At 70.9% G+C, this 14,945-nt stretch carries 13 protein-coding genes; 6 read left to right on the forward strand and 7 right to left on the reverse strand.

Features of this window, described 5'->3' with window-relative positions; genetic code table 11:
• Positions 1-14: 14 nt before the first annotated feature.
• On the reverse strand, positions 15-722 hold the full coding sequence (locus ACFYPR_RS04820; protein ID WP_355066056.1) for a class F sortase: 708 nt from the start codon (positions 720-722) through the stop codon (positions 15-17).
• Between the two features lies 1 nt (position 723).
• A complete protein-coding gene (locus ACFYPR_RS04825; protein WP_387258600.1) occupies positions 724-2,103 on the reverse strand; it encodes a hypothetical protein in 1,380 nt (459 codons plus the stop codon).
• Between the two features lie 590 nt (positions 2,104-2,693).
• On the opposite strand from ACFYPR_RS04825, the gene ACFYPR_RS04830 reads away from it, so the two are divergent.
• Positions 2,694-4,514: a glycoside hydrolase family 6 protein gene (locus tag ACFYPR_RS04830; RefSeq protein WP_355066059.1), complete on the forward strand. Its 1,821-nt coding sequence runs from the start codon at positions 2,694-2,696 to the stop codon at positions 4,512-4,514.
• 122 nt (positions 4,515-4,636) lie between these two features.
• Here the strand turns inward: ACFYPR_RS04830 and ACFYPR_RS04835 are convergent, their stop codons facing one another.
• The 5 genes from ACFYPR_RS04835 to ACFYPR_RS04855 form a co-directional block, all read right to left on the reverse strand.
• Positions 4,637-5,020: a hypothetical protein gene (locus ACFYPR_RS04835; protein WP_354856981.1), complete on the reverse strand. Its 384-nt coding sequence runs from the start codon at positions 5,018-5,020 to the stop codon at positions 4,637-4,639.
• A gap of 118 nt (positions 5,021-5,138) precedes the next feature.
• The gene (locus tag ACFYPR_RS04840; protein ID WP_355066061.1) at positions 5,139-5,447 is read right to left on the reverse strand and encodes a hypothetical protein; all 309 of its coding nucleotides are present in this window, start codon (positions 5,445-5,447) and stop codon (positions 5,139-5,141) included.
• 14 nt (positions 5,448-5,461) lie between these two features.
• Entirely contained in the window at positions 5,462-7,120 is a 1,659-nt protein-coding gene (locus ACFYPR_RS04845; protein ID WP_354856985.1) for a sodium:solute symporter family protein, read from the reverse strand.
• Positions 7,121-7,347: 227 nt separating this feature from the next.
• A complete protein-coding gene (locus tag ACFYPR_RS04850; protein WP_354856986.1) occupies positions 7,348-8,475 on the reverse strand; it encodes a hypothetical protein in 1,128 nt (375 codons plus the stop codon).
• Positions 8,476-8,486: 11 nt separating this feature from the next.
• Positions 8,487-9,086, reverse strand: a complete 600-nt coding sequence (locus tag ACFYPR_RS04855) for a hypothetical protein (protein WP_354856988.1) — start codon at positions 9,084-9,086, stop codon at positions 8,487-8,489.
• A 232-nt stretch (positions 9,087-9,318) separates the two neighbouring features.
• Between ACFYPR_RS04855 and ACFYPR_RS04860 the strand changes: the two genes are divergently transcribed.
• The 5 genes from ACFYPR_RS04860 to ACFYPR_RS04880 all read left to right on the forward strand — a co-directional run bounded on the left by ACFYPR_RS04860 (position 9,319) and on the right by ACFYPR_RS04880 (position 14,920).
• The gene (locus ACFYPR_RS04860; protein WP_354856990.1) at positions 9,319-10,809 is read left to right on the forward strand and encodes a catalase; all 1,491 of its coding nucleotides are present in this window, start codon (positions 9,319-9,321) and stop codon (positions 10,807-10,809) included.
• Between the two features lie 243 nt (positions 10,810-11,052).
• Positions 11,053-13,536 carry a nitrate- and nitrite sensing domain-containing protein gene (locus ACFYPR_RS04865; protein ID WP_355137912.1) on the forward strand — a complete coding sequence of 828 codons (2,484 nt, stop codon included), beginning with the start codon at positions 11,053-11,055 and terminating at the stop codon, positions 13,534-13,536.
• Positions 13,536-13,958: a roadblock/LC7 domain-containing protein gene (locus tag ACFYPR_RS04870; protein ID WP_354856994.1), complete on the forward strand. Its 423-nt coding sequence runs from the start codon at positions 13,536-13,538 to the stop codon at positions 13,956-13,958. The genes ACFYPR_RS04865 and ACFYPR_RS04870 overlap by 1 nt, the downstream gene beginning before the upstream one ends.
• Positions 13,948-14,337, forward strand: a complete 390-nt coding sequence (locus ACFYPR_RS04875) for a DUF742 domain-containing protein (RefSeq protein ID WP_354856996.1) — start codon at positions 13,948-13,950, stop codon at positions 14,335-14,337. The genes ACFYPR_RS04870 and ACFYPR_RS04875 overlap by 11 nt, the downstream gene beginning before the upstream one ends.
• Positions 14,318-14,920, forward strand: a complete 603-nt coding sequence (locus ACFYPR_RS04880; protein ID WP_234582070.1) for an ATP/GTP-binding protein — start codon at positions 14,318-14,320, stop codon at positions 14,918-14,920. Before ACFYPR_RS04875 ends, ACFYPR_RS04880 begins: the two co-directional genes overlap by 20 nt.
• Positions 14,921-14,945 lie beyond the last annotated feature (25 nt).

Genomic DNA, 14,945 nt, shown 5'->3' on the forward strand with positions numbered 1-14,945 from the left:
GTGTACGTCCTGCCTCACGCCGCCAGGGTGGCGAAGACGACCACGTTGTCCTGGTAGCTCTTGGCCGCCTCGTCGAACTGGCCGCCGCAGGTGACAACCCGCAGGCCGGGCCGGTCGTTCGGCCCGTACACCAGCTCGGTGGGGAAGGACGTCTTCGGGTACGCCTTCACCGAGTCGACCCGGAACGTCGCCGGCTGGCCGTCCGCCCGCTGCACCGTGATCGTGTCGCCGGGCACGAGAGAGCCGAGGTCGAAGAACACGGCCGGGCCGAGCTTCGCCGAGTCCACGTGCCCGACGATGACCGCGTTGCCGGTCTCACCGGGGCTCGGGCCCGGCTCGTACCAGCCAGCCTGGTCGGCCTGCTCCAACGGGGGGACCTGCACGGTGCCGTCCGGGTTGGTGCCGAGCGACATGATCGTCGCGTTGACGCCGATGCGGGGGATCTCGATGGTGCTCGGGGCAGCCCGGTTCAGCCCGACGGGAATGTCGCCCTGCGCGGCGTGCTCCCCATCGTCCGGCGCCGTGGCGTCGTTCCCGGTGACCGCCGGCCCGGGGACCTCGGGGCCGGCCTGGGCGAGCGGCTGCGGAGGGCGGGGAGCGGGCCCGGTCTGCAACGAGGCGCCGATCATGCCGGCGCCGATCATGGCCAGGGTGACGACGACGGCCGCGCCGGCGGCGCGCCACGGTCTCCCGTGACGGCCGCCGGCCCGTGTCGCCGTCACGTCAGACGAGGGAACCATCGGTCCGCCGACGACGCATCAGAACGATCCCGCCCAGCGCGGCAGCGCCGAGCAGGCTCGCGCCACCGGTGGCCAGACCACGGTCGGTGCCGGTGCTGACGCCGCCGTCACCGCCGTCGACCCCACCGTGGGGCAGCACGACCAGTTCGCCCTCGCCGCACGAGCCCTTGAGCTCGTAGCGACCCGGCCGGGCGTCCTTGTCGACCTTGGCCTCGCCGTAGTACACGAACTCGCGCTCGTGCTCCCAGCCGTCCTCGCCCTTGCCGTGGTCGCGGCCCTTGTCGGAGCCGTACTCGTCGTCCGAGCCGTATTCGTGGCCCTTGGACTCCCAGCCCTTGTCCGAGCCGTACTCGTCGTCCGAGCCGTACTCGTGGCCCTTGTCGGAGCCGTACTCGTCGTCGGAGCCGTACTCGTGGCCCTTGGACTCCCAGCCCTTGTCGGAGCCGTACTCGTCGTCGGAGCCGTACTCGCGGCCCTTGTCGGAGCTGTACTCGCGGCCCTTGTCGGAGCCGTACTCGTCGTCGGAGCCGTACTCGTTGCCCTTGGACTCCCAGTCCTTCTTGTCTTCGTCCTTGGAGTCCCAGTCCTTCTTGTCCTTGTCCTTGGAGTCCCAGTCCTTCTTGTCTTCGTCCTTGGACTCCGAGTCCTTCTTGTCCTTGTCCTTGGACTCCCAGTCCTTCTTGTCGCGGCTGTCGTCCGCGTCCTGGCCGTGCTCCTCGCCCGTCCAGTCCTTGCTGTCCTCGTCGCGGGAGGCGTCGGCGGCAGCGCCGCCGCCCTGGCCACCGGGCTGGGCGTCATCGGCGGACGGCTGCGACTCGTCGTCGCCGTGCTCGTCCTTGCCCTGCTCGTCCTTGCCCTCGTGGTCCTTGCCCTTGTCGTCCTTGCCGTGCTCGTCCTTGCCCTGCTCGTCCTTGCCCTGCTCGTCCTTGCCGTGCTCGTCCTTGCCGTGCTCGTCCTTGCCGTTCTCGTCCTTGCCCTCGTGGTCCTTGCCCTTGTCGTCCTTGCCGTGCTCGTCCTTGCCCTGCTCGTCCTTGCCGTGCTCGTCCTTGCCCTTGTCGTCGTGGTCGTAGGAGTCCTCCTCCTCGCTCCACTCGCCGCGGTCCTCGCCCCGGTCGTCCCGTACCGGCTTGAGCTTGACCTTGCCGGTGACCTTGGACCACACGAACGCGTGCTCCTGCCGATCCGGGCAGATCTCGAGGAGCTTGACCTCGTCGCCGGCCTTCACGACGTGCGGCTTGGCGAAGACCTTGCCGTCGTCGTCGTGGTGCCCGTCAGCGAACGCGATCCCCGGCGCGAACACCAGGAGCGACGCGCCGCCGAGTGCGGCGCCCGCAACGACCTTCCCGAGCATCTTCTTAGCCATGACCTGCGTCACTCCATCCCTGTTGTCCTGAGCTCGGCGACAACCGAGCTAAGACCGACGTTAGACCGTTTCATGACTTATCAAGTGAAAGATTCGTGTTCTCACCTTTACTAATAGTAAGTAGCAAAGGAGTGCTACGGGGCTTTCGCGGCCCGTAGTGCCGTCTCGGGTCCCGCAGGACCTTGCGTACGCACCGCGCTGTTGCCGACCCGCAGTGCTCGACCCGCGGCGGTCATCCCGGTAACGGACGGCAGGTGCCGCTCGCGCTGCTCGGGGGTATCGTCCGAGTCGAGGGCAGGCCGCGCATCGAGCCATTGCCATGGAAGCGCTCCCATGCAAGAATCGGCGCACGCGGTTCGGGGAGCCACACCGCGCAGGCAGGTCGTCGAGGGCATCCGGTTCGCCGGACGACAACCGGCCGCCGAGCGGTCGGTGTCGCGCCGGCCAATCACCACCAACCACCACCGCCCGTCCGGGTCGGGCACCCCCCAATGAATCCCGTGGCGCCGGAGGCCGTCCGTGCAGGACGCCCGCCGGGCCGTCTCGCCGGGCCGTACGCGAGCCCGGTCTCGCCCAAGGAGATCAGTGGCATGAATGTGTGGAGAAGGCTGTCCGGCCCACGCCGGACCCTCGCGCTCGCAGGCGCGGGCGTTCTGGTCGCCGGCGGGCTGGTGACAATCCCGGTCACCGCGGCGCAGGCCGCGACGCAGTGCGACATCGCGTACACGACCAATGACTGGCAGGGCGGCTTCACCGCCAACATCACCATCAAGAACCTCGGCGACCCGGTCAACGGTTGGACGCTCGGCTGGACCTTCCCCAACTCCAGCCAGCGGGTGCAGCAGGGCTGGTCGGCCACCTACACCCAGTCCGGCAGCCAGGTCACCGCCCGGAGCTTGTCCTACAACGGCACCCTCGCCAATGGTGCGTCGACGAACATCGGGTTCAACGGCGCGTGGAGCGGCAGCAACCCGAAGCCGACCTCGTTCACCCTGAACGGTGTGGTCTGCAACGGTGGCACCGGTAACCCGACCACCCCGCCGCCGACCACGGCCCCGCCGACCACGGCTCCCCCGACCACGGCCCCGCCGACCACGGCCCCGCCGACCACGGCGCCGCCGACCACGGCCCCGCCGACCACGACTCCGCCGGGCACCAAGGTCGACAACCCGTACGCCGGTGTGCGCGGGTACGTGAACCCGGAGTGGAAGGCCAAGGCGGATGCCGAGCCGGGTGGAAGCCGGGTCTCGAACAACCCCACCGCCGTCTGGCTGGACCGGATCGCCGCCATCAACGGCACTCCGAACAGCAGCTCGAACGGCGCGTTCGGGGTGCGGGAGCACCTGGACGAGGCGCTGCGCCAGGGCGCCGGCTACATCCAGTTCGTGATCTACAACCTGCCCGGCCGGGACTGCTCGGCGCTCGCCTCCAACGGTGAGCTGGGCCCGAACGACCTGCCCCGGTACAAGGCCGAGTACATCGACCCGATCGCCGCGATCCAGAGCGACTCGAAGTACCGGAACCTGCGGATCATCAACGTCATCGAGATCGACTCGCTGCCGAACCTGGTGACCAACACGTCCGGTCAGGCCGGCGGCACGGTCATGTGTGACACGGTCAAGGCCAACGGCGCGTACGTGAACGGCGTCGGCTACGCCCTCGCCAAGCTGGGCGCGATCGGCAACGTCTACAACTACATCGACGCCGGGCACCACGGCTGGCTCGGTTGGGACAGCAACTTCGGCCCGACCGCCGACATCCTGAAGACCGCCGCGGTCGCCTCCGGCAGCACGGTCAACAACGTGCACGGCTTCATCACCAACACCGCGAACTACTCGGCGCTCGTGGAGCCGTACTTCAAGATCACCGACACTGTGAACGGCCAGACGGTGCGGCAGTCCAAGTGGGTCGACTGGAACTTCTACGTCGACGAGCTGTCCTTCGCCCAGGCGTTCCGTACCAAGCTGATCTCGGTCGGCTTCAACTCCAACATCGGCATGCTGATCGACACCTCCCGCAACGGCTGGGGCGGCGCCAACCGGCCCACCGGACCGGGCGCGACCACCAGCGTGGACACGTACGTCAACGGTGGTCGGATCGACCGCCGGGCCCACGCCGGCAACTGGTGCAACCAGGCCGGCGCCGGTCTCGGTGAGCGGCCCCGGGCGAACCCGGCCACGGGTATCGACGCCTACGTCTGGGTGAAGCCCCCGGGTGAGTCGGACGGCTCCAGCAAGGAGATCCCGAACAACGAGGGCAAGGGCTTCGACCGGATGTGCGACCCGACGTACGGCGGCAACGCCCGCAACGGCAACAGCCCGACCGGCGCCCTGCCGGACGCGCCGATCTCCGGTGCGTGGTTCTCGGCTCAGTTCCAGGAGCTGATGCGCAACGCGTACCCGGCTCTCTGATCGGGTAGCTCACGCGCCAACCCGCCGCCGGCAGTAGGTGAGGCACTGCCGGCGGCAGGTTTCCCGGGGTCCCCGGTCCGACCAGTACGGTCGGGCCGGGGACCCCCCTTTGTCCGCCCCGGTCAGGGCACGATGCGCTCGATCGCCGCGCGGCCCTGCTCGGCCAGGTCGCGACGGGCCTTGTCCAGGTTCTCCGGCGTGAGGTCCTGCCCGCGGGCCATCACCAGGTCCTCCGGCTCCCAGGGCTGCTCGGCCCCGGTCCGGATGTTGTCGCCGCCCGCGCCGGTGCCCGTTCCGGTGGCGCCGGTGCCGGCGGCGTACGGGTCGCCGATCAGGTCGTCGGTGTCCGGAGCGAGGTCCGCCGGCCGATCGCGGGGCTCGGTGAAGGTCGGCGTGTCACGGTCGGGCCCGCCTCCGGTCCGCAGCTGCGGGACGGTGCTGTCGTCGTCCACCGCAGCGGCCGTTTGCGGGCTCTCCTCCAGCGGTCGGCGGTCGCGATCGGTCATGGTGCTGCCTCCTGTGTCCGACACGTTGCCTGATCCCCCTCGCGTACCCCGTGCGCGAGAGCCCATGCGCGACGCCGGCGCCGTCCGTGTGGACGGCGCCGGCGCGGCGGGCATGAGGTCAGCTGTCGGGCTGCTGCTCGTTCGGGGTCGGCGCCTCGGCCGGGCGCAGCCACTGCCAGAGCAGCATGAGCAGGCCGAAGGCGAGCATCGCGAGCCCGGCCCACAGGTTGATGCGGACACCCTCGGCCTTGTCGATCTCGGCCCGGCTGTCGAAGACGCCGATCAGCGTCACGATGATCCCGTACGCCACGAAGAGGCCACCGATCACCCGACGGATGTCGAACAGTCGGGCGGCGGCGGAGCGGCGCTCCTCGGCCTGCGTCTCGTCGATCAACGGGTCCTGCGCCGGCTGGCCGTCGTTGCTCATCTGCCGACTCCTTTCTAGAAGACCGGGATGTAGAAGAGGGCGGCGAGCGCGACCGCGATCACGCCCAGCAGCACGGGGGAGCGGTACCAGACGGCGTCCCCGGCGAGCACGTCGCCCTTCAGGTCGACGCCGCCCATGCCGTAGACCAGCCCGCGCAGCTCCTCGTCGCGCTTGGGCGCGGTGAGCGGGGTGAGGATCGCGGCGACCACCGCCACGGTGACGAACGCGATGCCGGCGCCCCAGAAGCTCTCCTCCAGGTCGGAGTTGAAGTCGATCACGCCGCCCTTGTAGAGCAGGTAGGTCGCCAGCGACGCCAGCGTGCCGAGCAGCAGCGACCAGAAACCGGCCAACGCGCTCATCCGCTTCCAGAACATGCCGATGATGAACGTGGCGAACAGCGGCGCGTTGAACAGCGAGAAGAGCGCCTGGATGTAGTTCATGATGTTGCTGAACCCGGACGCGATGAACGCCGTCCCGATGCCGATCACCACGGCGGCGACCGTCGCCCACCGACCGATGCGCAGGTAGTACTCGTCGGACCGGCCGCGGCGGACGTACGCCTGCCAGATGTCGTAGGTGAAGACGGTGTTGAAGCCGCTCACGTTGGCCGCCATGCCGGCCATGAACGACGCGAGCAGGCCGGTGACCGCCACCCCGAGCACGCCGTTGGGCAGCAGGTCCCGCATGAGCAGCGGAATGGCGTTGTTGTACTGCAGGTCGCCCTTCTCCGCGCCGAGCCCCTTCACCGTCACGAGGGCGACGAGGCCGGGGATGATCGTGACCAGGGGGATGAACAGCTTCGGGTACGCGGCGATGATCGGCGTACGCCGGGCGGCGCTCATGTTCTTCGCCGACAGCGCGCGCTGCACCTCGGCGAAGTTCGTCGTCCAGTAGCCGAACGAGAGCACGAAGCCGAGGCCGAACACGATGCCGATCCACTGCGCGCCGAGCGGGTTGTCGGTGCTGGCGGTGTCCTGCCAGGCGTGCAGACCCGCCTCGCCGAGCTTGGAGTCGCGGACCGCGTCCATCAGCCCGCCCACGCCGCCGACCTTGACCAGACCGATCACGGTGACCGGGATGAGGCCGGCCAGGATGACGAAGAACTGGAGCACCTCGTTGTAGATCGCCCCGGACAGGCCACCGATGGTGATGTACGCCAGCACGATCGCCGCGCCCACCACGATCGCGGTCCAGAGCGGCCAGCCGAGCAGCGCCTGCATGACCAGGGCCAGCGCGTAGAGGTTCACGCCGGCGATCAGCACCTGGGCGACGGCGAAGCTGAGCGCGTTCAGCAGGTGGGTCGGTCGGTTGAAGCGCAGCCGCAGGTACTCGGGCACGCTGCGGACCTTGGACCCGTAGTAGAAGGGCATCATCACGATGCCCAGAAAGACCATCGCCGGCACCGCGCCGATCCAGTAGTAGTGGACCGTCATGACGCCGTACTGGGCGCCGTTCGCCGCCATGCCGATGATCTCCAGCGCACCCAGGTTCGCGGAGACGAACGCGAGGCCGGTCACCCAGGCCGGCAGGGAGCGGCCGGAGAGGAAGAAGTCGACGCTGGTCCGGATCGCCCGCCGGGCGGCGAAGCCCACCCCGAGGACGGTGACGAAGTACAGCGCAAGGATCAGGTAGTCCAGCCCGTTCATATTGAGCCGCAGACCGCCGCCGTCCATCCCGTCACCCCTCGTCCCGACGTTGACACCGGATTCGATGCGCGCGCCCTATTACCCGCTCCGCGAGGTTTCATGCCTGCACGTCCGCTCCGCTGCGTTCGCGCCCGCTCGGGCGGCTTGGCCTTCGGCGTGCGACTGGCCGGTCTCGAGCACTCAGCCGCCACCCCTCAGGGACGCCGAGGGGCGCCCCGGCCGGCAGGCCGGAGCGCCCCGTCGATCGATACGCCTCAGCGACCCAGTACGCGGTCCAGGAAGTCCCGGTAGTTGCGGACGGCCATCCGCAGCTGCTCGGTGTCCGCCGAGCCGGCGTCCTGCCACCCGCCCAGGGTGTTCTTCTGCGCGGCCAGTGCCGAGGCGAGAGCCTGGATGGCCTCCTCCACGAGGGCTTGCGCCTCACCGGCCGCGGCGTGCGGATCGTCGACGAAACGCAGCTGCACGTCCCGCCAGCGGTCCCGGAATCCCTGTGCGGTGTCCCCGTCGAGGAGCGTGGCCGGTTCGGCGGCGACTGTCGAACCGGCGGGCCGCGACGTCCCGGCGGATTCCAGGGAGGCGCCGGCCGCCCCGGTGGTGACCGGTTCGGCGTCGGCGTCCGGGTCGACCATCTCCGGAGACGCGCTGCCATAGCCGGCCGCGCCCGCGGTCGCCGCGTCGGGATCGCCGGCCCAGTCGGTCAGGTCGCCGCGCCGCTCGGGCGCACCGTCCGTGCTGTCCGCGGCGACGACGGTGCCCGCGGAGGTCTCGGTGTCCGCGCGCCGGCCGTCGCCGTTCAGGTCGGCGTCCTCGTCGGTCGCCGGTGCGGCGTCCCGGTCGGTCTCCGGAACGCCGTCACGGCGGTGCAGTTCGGCGGTGGGGTCGGCGCGCAGACCCTCCCGCTCGCCGTCCTCGGCGCCGTCGCCCGGCTGGGCGGTCCGCTCGGCCCGCGGATCCGGCTGGTCCTGCGGGTTCGGGCTCGCCAGTGCGGACGCCGCCACCGCGTCGGCCACCGTGGTGGCGCCGAAGGCGGTCGGGAGCGGCCCCGGCTCGTGGAAGCCACCCTCGTCGTCGGGCCGGTTCCGGCGGTCGGTGTCGTCGGCCCGGTCGTCGTCGGCCCACTCGTCGTCGGTCCGGTCGTCGTCGGCCCGGTCCTGGAACGCTCCCGGGTCGGTGCCGTTGGCCCGCTCGTGGTCGGTGGCCGGGTCGTGGTCAGTGGCCCGCTCGTCGTCGGTGGTCGGATCGTCGAAGGTGCCCCGGTCGTCCAGGGCGTCCTCGGGTACGTCCGAGCGGGCGGCCCGGTCGGCGGTCGGCGGCACCGGCACCGGTGCGGACCGGACAGCCTCCGGATGGTCGTTGCTCACCTGCTGCTCTTCGTGGCGCATCGGTGGCCTCCTCAGCGGCTCGTGGCGTCGTGCGGAGTGTCCGGGTGGGAACCCTGTTCGGTCGTGCGCTGACCGACCGGCTCCTCGCCGAGCAGGTCGGCGAAGAGAGCCCGGTAGTGCACGACCGCCTGGCGCAGCTCCTCGGTGCTCGCCTCGCCCCGGGAGTTGCGGAGGTGGATCTCGTGCGCGTCCCGGTAGTTGGTCAGCGTGCGGGCGTGCTCGACGGAGAGGTGGGCGATCTGGTCGGAGAAGTCCCCGGTCGGATAGCCCTGCTCCTCGATGAGCCGGGTGACCAGTTCGTCCGCGTCCCCCACGGTCTCGCCCGGCGAGTCGATGAAGCGGATCTGGAGCTCTTCCCAGGCGGCGGCGTAACGGGCCCGCGACTCCGGGCTGAGCGGGGTGAGCGTGAGCTCGGCGTGCCGGCGTTCCCGGTCGCGCAGCTCGCGCTCCGCGGCGGACCGGCTGTCCTGCTCCTGCACCACCCGGTCGTACTCCGGCCCGAACCGGCTGCGCAGCGCGCGGCGACGGCCGATCGTCCGGACGGCCACGGCGAGCGCCGCGACGATCACCAGCACGACGAGCACGATGACGATTATCTGCGTGGGCGACATGGGCTCCTCCTTCGTCACCTGGTATTCCCTCCGCGTACTGATCGCCAATCCCGATCCGAGGCACTTTCCTCACCGGTCCTGGTCGGGTGTCGCCACAATTCGAGGCGAAAATTTGACTCATTCCAGATAACGCGCTTGGGTGGGTGGTGTCCGCCGTACGCCCCGCGAGCGACCCGGCCCGGCCACCCCGGGACCGGTCAGGCCCGCCGCACCACGCATCCGGAGGAGACCGATGAGCGACCCGCAGGCCGACAGGCCGACCCTCACCACCCGCCAGGGTCACCCCGTGCACAACAACCAGCAGCAACGGACGGTCGGCTCACGCGGGCCAGCCACGCTGGAGAACTACCACTTCCTGGAGAAGATCAGCCACTTCGACCGGGAGCGCATCCCGGAGCGGGTGGTGCACGCGCGCGGCTTCGTCGCGCACGGTGAGTTCGAGGCGTACGGGACGATCGGCGACGTGCCGGCGGCCACGTACACCCGGGCCAAACTGTTCCAGACCAGGGGCGCGAAGACCCCGGTCACCATCCGCTTCTCCACCGTCATCGGTGGCCGGGACTCCTCCGAGGCCGCCCGCGACCCGCGCGGCTTCGCGGTCAAGTTCCGCACCCAGGACGGCAACTGGGACCTGGTCGGCAACAACCTCCAGGTCTTCTTCATCCGCGACGCGATCAAGTTCCCCGACGTGATCCACTCGCTGAAGCCCGACCCGGTGACCTTCCGCCAGGAGCCGAACCGCATCTTCGACTTCATGTCCAACACGCCCGAGTCGATGCACATGCTGACCTGGCTCTTCTCCCCGTACGGCATCCCGCGGAACTACCGCACCATGCGCGGGTCCGGCGTGAACACCTACCGTTTCGTGAACGCCCAGGGCGAGGGCGTGCTGGTCAAGTTCCACTGGCTGACCCAGCAGGGCGAGCACAACCTGACCCAGGCCGAGGCGGATGCGATTCAGGCCACCGAGCTGGGCCACGCCTCGAAGGACCTGTACGAGGCGATCGAGCGCGGTGAGTACCCGCAGTGGGAGCTCAACGTGCAGATCATGAGCGACGACGAGCATCCCGAGCTGGACTTCGACCCGCTCGACGACACCAAGATCTGGCCGGAGGAGCAGTTCCCCTACCTGCCGGTCGGCATGATGACGCTCAACCGCAACATCACCGACCACCACAACGAGAACGAGCAGATCGCCTTCGGCACCGGCGTGCTGGTCGACGGGATCGACTTCTCCGACGACAAGATGCTCGTCGGGCGGACCTTCTCCTACTCGGACACCCAGCGCTACCGGGTCGGCCCGAACTACCTCCAACTCCCGGTGAACCGGCCGCGCGAGGACGTCCAGGTCAGCACCAACCAGGGCGGCGGCCAGATGTCGTACGGGGTGGACAACCGCGGTGGCAACCCGCACATCAACTTCGAGCCGTCCTCGGTGGCCGGTCTCCAGGAGGCCGACGAGTCCTACCGGGAGTACCGGCCCTTCGTCTCCGGGCACGTCATGAAGGCCCCGATCGAGCGGCAGGACAACTACGCGCAGGCCGGCCGGCGCTTCCGCGAGATGACGGACGCCGAGCGCGACGACCTGGTGCACAACCTGACCACGCTGCTGGCCCAGTGTGACAAGCACATCCAGGAGAAGATGGTCTGGCACTTCAGCCAGTGCGACGCGAGCTACGGCCGCCGCGTCGCCGAAGGGCTCGGCATCGCCGACCACGTCTGATCCGTACCGCGCCGGCACGAGCGCCCCACCGGTCACCGGTGGGGCGCTCGTCGTGCCGGGGCGCAGGCGCATTCCGCAGCGTCGATGTCGGCGCGACAGGCGGTAGTGCAACCGGGCGCGATTACGTATCCTGCCCAAGGCGCCCGCGCCGGTGCCCGGCCTGACGGCCGGGTGCGCGACCGGCGAGCGCGTTGCCCGGCGGTGCCGGCGCCCCTCCTGCCACCCCTGTACGGGCGAGGTCTGATGAGAACCCGCGACTGGCCGATCCGCTCGAAGCTGACCGCGTTGGTCGTCGCCCCGGTGACCGCGCTCCTCGCGCTGTGGATCTTCGCGACGACGTTGACGTTCGGCCCCGCCCTGAACCTGCTCTCCGCGCGCACTTTGCTGTACGACCTGGGCCGCCCCGGCGAGGTGGTCGTCACCGAGCTGCAACGCGAGCGTCGACTGTCGGTGGTGCAGCTCGCCGGCACCACCGAGCTGCCCGCCCTGGCCGAGCAGCGCCAGCGTACGGATCGGGCGGTCGCCGAGCTGCGTCGCCGGGTCGACGGGGAGGAGTTGCGCGACGCCGCCGACGAGTTGTTGGAGGACCGGGTCGACCGGCTGGTCACCGCCCTGGCGGCGTTGCCGACCGGACGGGACTTCATCGACGACGGCATGATGGACCGCGCCGGGGCCCTCGGCCTCTACAGCGGCATGGTCTCGGCAGCCTTCCAGGCGTTCTCCGCGATGGCGAATCTGAACGATCCGGCCATCAATCGACAGGCGCTGGCCCTCACCACGCTGGGCCGTTCCCGGGAGCTGCTCGGCCAGACCGACGCCATGCTGGCCGGTGTGCTGACCGCCGGGAAGTTCGCCGAGGGGGAGCACGCCCTGCTCGTGCAGGCCATCGGCAACCAGCGGTGGCTCACTGAGAGCGCGGTGGCCGACCTGCCCGAGGCCGGGCGCACCGCGTACCAGCGACTGACCGAGAGCCCGGCGTTCACCAGCCTGCGCGCGATGCAGGACGCGTTGATCGGGGCCAACGGGTCCGGTCGGCCACCGGTGGACGCGGCGTCGTGGCAGACCAGCCACGACGAGGTACAGCAGCAGTTGCGCGACTTCGAGCTGGCCGAGGCCGACGGGCTCACCGACCGTTCGGTGCCGATGGCCGTCGGGATCCTGGTCCGGCTGGCCGCCGCCGGTGTGCTCGGGCTCGCCGCCGTGGTGGTCTCGGTGCTTGTGGCGCTGCGGGTCGGCCGCACGTTGGTCCGGCGACTCAGCGGGGTCCGTACCGCCGCCCTGGAGCTGGCCGAGCACCGGCTGCCGGACGTGGTGACCCGACTGCGCCGCGGCGAGCAGGTCGACGTCGCCCGGGAGGCGCCACCCCTGGAGTACGGCAACGACGAGATCGGCGAGGTCGGGCGGGCCTTCACCGAGGTGCAGCGCACCGCCGTCCAAGCCGCCGTGGACGAGGTCACCCTGCGCCGAGGGCTCAACGAGGTGTTCCTCAACATCGCCCGGCGCAGCCAGGGCCTGGTGCACCGGCAGCTGCACCTGCTGGACCGGATGGAGCGTCGCGCCGAGGACCCGGACGAGCTGGCCCAACTGTTCCAGGTGGACCACCTGGCCACCCGGCTCCGCCGGCACGCCGAGGACCTGGTCATTCTCGCCGGTTCCGCGCCGGGCCGAGGGTGGCGCAACCCGGTCGCGATGGTCGACCTGGTGCGTGGGGCGATCAGCGAGGTCGAGGCGTACGACCGGGTGGACATCACCAGCGTGCAGCCCGTCGGCGTGCTGGGTCGGGCGGTCGGCGACATCATCCACCTGCTCGCCGAGCTGGTCGAGAACGCCACCGCCTTCTCCCCGCCGGACACCCGGGTGACCATCAGCGGGGAGCAGGTCGCCAACGGGTACGTCCTGGAGGTCACCGACCAGGGGCTGGGAATGTCCGCCGCCGCGCTGGAGAGCGCCAACACCCGGCTGGCCAGCTCGCCCGAGTTCGACCCGGCGCAGAGTGCCCGACTCGGCCTGTTCGTGGTGGCCCGGCTGGCGGCCCGGCACGCCGTCCGCGTACGGCTGCGGCCCTCCGAGGCGGGCGGCGTCACCGCCGTGGTGCTGGTCCCCACCGACCTGGTCACCACCGAGCCGCCGGCCGGCCCCGACCCGGCCACGCTGGCCGCCACCGCGGGCGACCGGCGTCTGGCCCGACCTGTGCGCCGAGGCGCGGTGCCCCGGCCCCGCGCCGGCCGTACCAGCCCAGCCGTGGCCGCGACCGCCACCGATGACCTGCCCACTCTCGCCCTACCCACGGGCCCGACGCCCGACCGCCCGTCCGCCGACGGACCGGGCGCCGGTGGGGCGGGCGCGGACGCGCCGGGCGCCAACGGCGAGTCGTCCTCCGACGGGACGATTGACGACCTGGAGGGGCTGCCCCGCCGGGTGCGACGGCGTACCCCCACCGCCCTGCCCCGGTCCACCGTCACCGACGCGCCGACGCCACGTTCGCCGGAGGAGGTACGCCGGGTGATGGCGGCTCTCCAGGCCGGCACCGCACGCGGCCGGGCCACCGTCGTCGCCCCGGGCTCGGCCGCTCGGCGCGGTGCACCCGGCACGCCCGCTCCGGCGAACCGCGCGGGCGCGACCCCGGCTGTGGCAGGCCCGGCTGTGGCAGGCCCAGCTGTGGCAGGCCCGGCTCCGGCGCCTCCGACGGCCTCCGAACCTCCGACCGCGACTGAGAGGGACGCCTAGTGCGGCAAACGACGAAGCAGAGCGCCAGCCTCGACTGGTTGCTCGACGAGTTGGTGCAACGGGTACCGGCCGCCCGGGAGGCGGTGGTGCTCTCCGCCGACGGGCTGCTGCTCGGCGCCTCGGCCGAGCTGGAGCGCTCCGACGCCGAGCACCTCTGCGCGCTCGCCGCCGGCTTCTCCAGCCTGGCCCGGGGCGCGAGCCGGCACGTGGACGGCGGTCCGGTCCGGCAGACGGTGGTGGAGATGGAGTCGGCGTACCTCTTCGTCACCGCCGCCGGGCAGGGTGCCTGCCTGGCCGTGGTGAGCGACGCCGACGCGGACATCGGCCTGGTCGCGTACGAGATGGCGATGCTGGTCATTCGCGTGGGGGAGAACCTCACCGCCGCCGCCCGACCGGTGACGGATGCCGGTGATGCGGGCTGAGCCGCCCGGCCCCCAGCACGAGTGGCTGGACGGCGACGCGGGCCCGGTGGTCCGCCCGTACACGCTCACCGGCGGCCGGGTGCGCTCGGCCGCCGACGGGTTCGACCTGGTCGCGTTCGTGCTGGCCGGCTCGGACCTCGACCTGGCGGCTCACCCGCAGCTGCCGCCGGAGCACCGGCGGCTGGTCACGTTGGCAGGTCGCCCGGTGTCGGTGGCCGAGCTGGCGGCCGAGCTGGACCTCGCGGTCGGCGTGATCCGGGTGCTGCTCGGTGACCTCCTCGCTCAGGGGCTGGTCGCGGTGCACGAGCCGCCGGCCGGCAGCGACCTTCCCGACGACGACATCCTCAAGGCGGTGGTCAGTGGACTCCGTGCGCTATGACCAGGCGGGCACCTCGGTCACCGTCCCGCTGGCACTGAAGATCCTCATCGCCGGGGGCTTCGGTGCCGGCAAGACGACGCTGGTGAGCGCGTTGAGCGAGGTTCGACCGTTGCAGACCGAGGAGGTGCTGACCGACGCCGGCGTGGGCACCGACGACATCTCCGGGGTGGAGGGCAAGTCGACCACCACGGTGGCGATGGACTTCGGCCGGATCACCATCAACGACGACCTTCAGGTGTACCTGTTCGGCACCCCCGGCCAGGACCGGTTCTGGTTCCTCTGGGACGAGTTGGCCTTCGGCGCCCTCGGCGCGGTGGTGCTCGCCGACACGCGGCGGCTGGCCGACTGCTTCCCCTCGATCGACTACTTCGAGCAGCGTGGCATCCCGTTCGTGGTGGGCGTGAACTGCTTCGAGGACACCCGTCGGTTCGAGCTGGAGACCGTACGCCGGGCGCTCGACCTGGATCCGGACGTGCCGATGGTGCTCTGCGACGCCCGGGACCGGCAGTCCGGCAAGCTGGTGTTGATCTCCCTGGTCGAGCACGTGGCCCGGCAGCGCGGTGAGCCGGTGCCGGCCGCCTGAACCGGCCCCGCCGCGGGCGGGCGGC

The organism is Micromonospora sp. NPDC005254 (assembly GCF_042872525.1).
Taxonomy (GTDB): domain Bacteria; phylum Actinomycetota; class Actinomycetes; order Mycobacteriales; family Micromonosporaceae; genus Micromonospora.

Bases quoted from the DNA above. Each gene is read 5' to 3' on its own strand.
- ACFYPR_RS04825 (WP_387258600.1), bottom strand. From the start codon at position 2,103: ATGGCTAAGAAGATGCTCGGGAAGGTCGTTGCGGGCGCCGCACTCGGC.
- ACFYPR_RS04845 (WP_354856985.1), bottom strand. From the start codon at position 7,120: ATGGACGGCGGCGGTCTGCGGCTCAATATGAACGGGCTGGACTACCTG.
- ACFYPR_RS04850 (WP_354856986.1), bottom strand. From the start codon at position 8,475: ATGCGCCACGAAGAGCAGCAGGTGAGCAACGACCATCCGGAGGCTGTC.
- ACFYPR_RS04835 (WP_354856981.1), bottom strand. From the start codon at position 5,020: ATGACCGATCGCGACCGCCGACCGCTGGAGGAGAGCCCGCAAACGGCC.
- ACFYPR_RS04830 (WP_355066059.1), top strand. From the start codon at position 2,694: ATGAATGTGTGGAGAAGGCTGTCCGGCCCACGCCGGACCCTCGCGCTC.
- ACFYPR_RS04860 (WP_354856990.1), top strand. From the start codon at position 9,319: ATGAGCGACCCGCAGGCCGACAGGCCGACCCTCACCACCCGCCAGGGT.
- ACFYPR_RS04840 (WP_355066061.1), bottom strand. From the start codon at position 5,447: ATGAGCAACGACGGCCAGCCGGCGCAGGACCCGTTGATCGACGAGACG.
- ACFYPR_RS04875 (WP_354856996.1), top strand. From the start codon at position 13,948: ATGCGGGCTGAGCCGCCCGGCCCCCAGCACGAGTGGCTGGACGGCGAC.
- ACFYPR_RS04865 (WP_355137912.1), top strand. From the start codon at position 11,053: ATGAGAACCCGCGACTGGCCGATCCGCTCGAAGCTGACCGCGTTGGTC.
- ACFYPR_RS04855 (WP_354856988.1), bottom strand. From the start codon at position 9,086: ATGTCGCCCACGCAGATAATCGTCATCGTGCTCGTCGTGCTGGTGATC.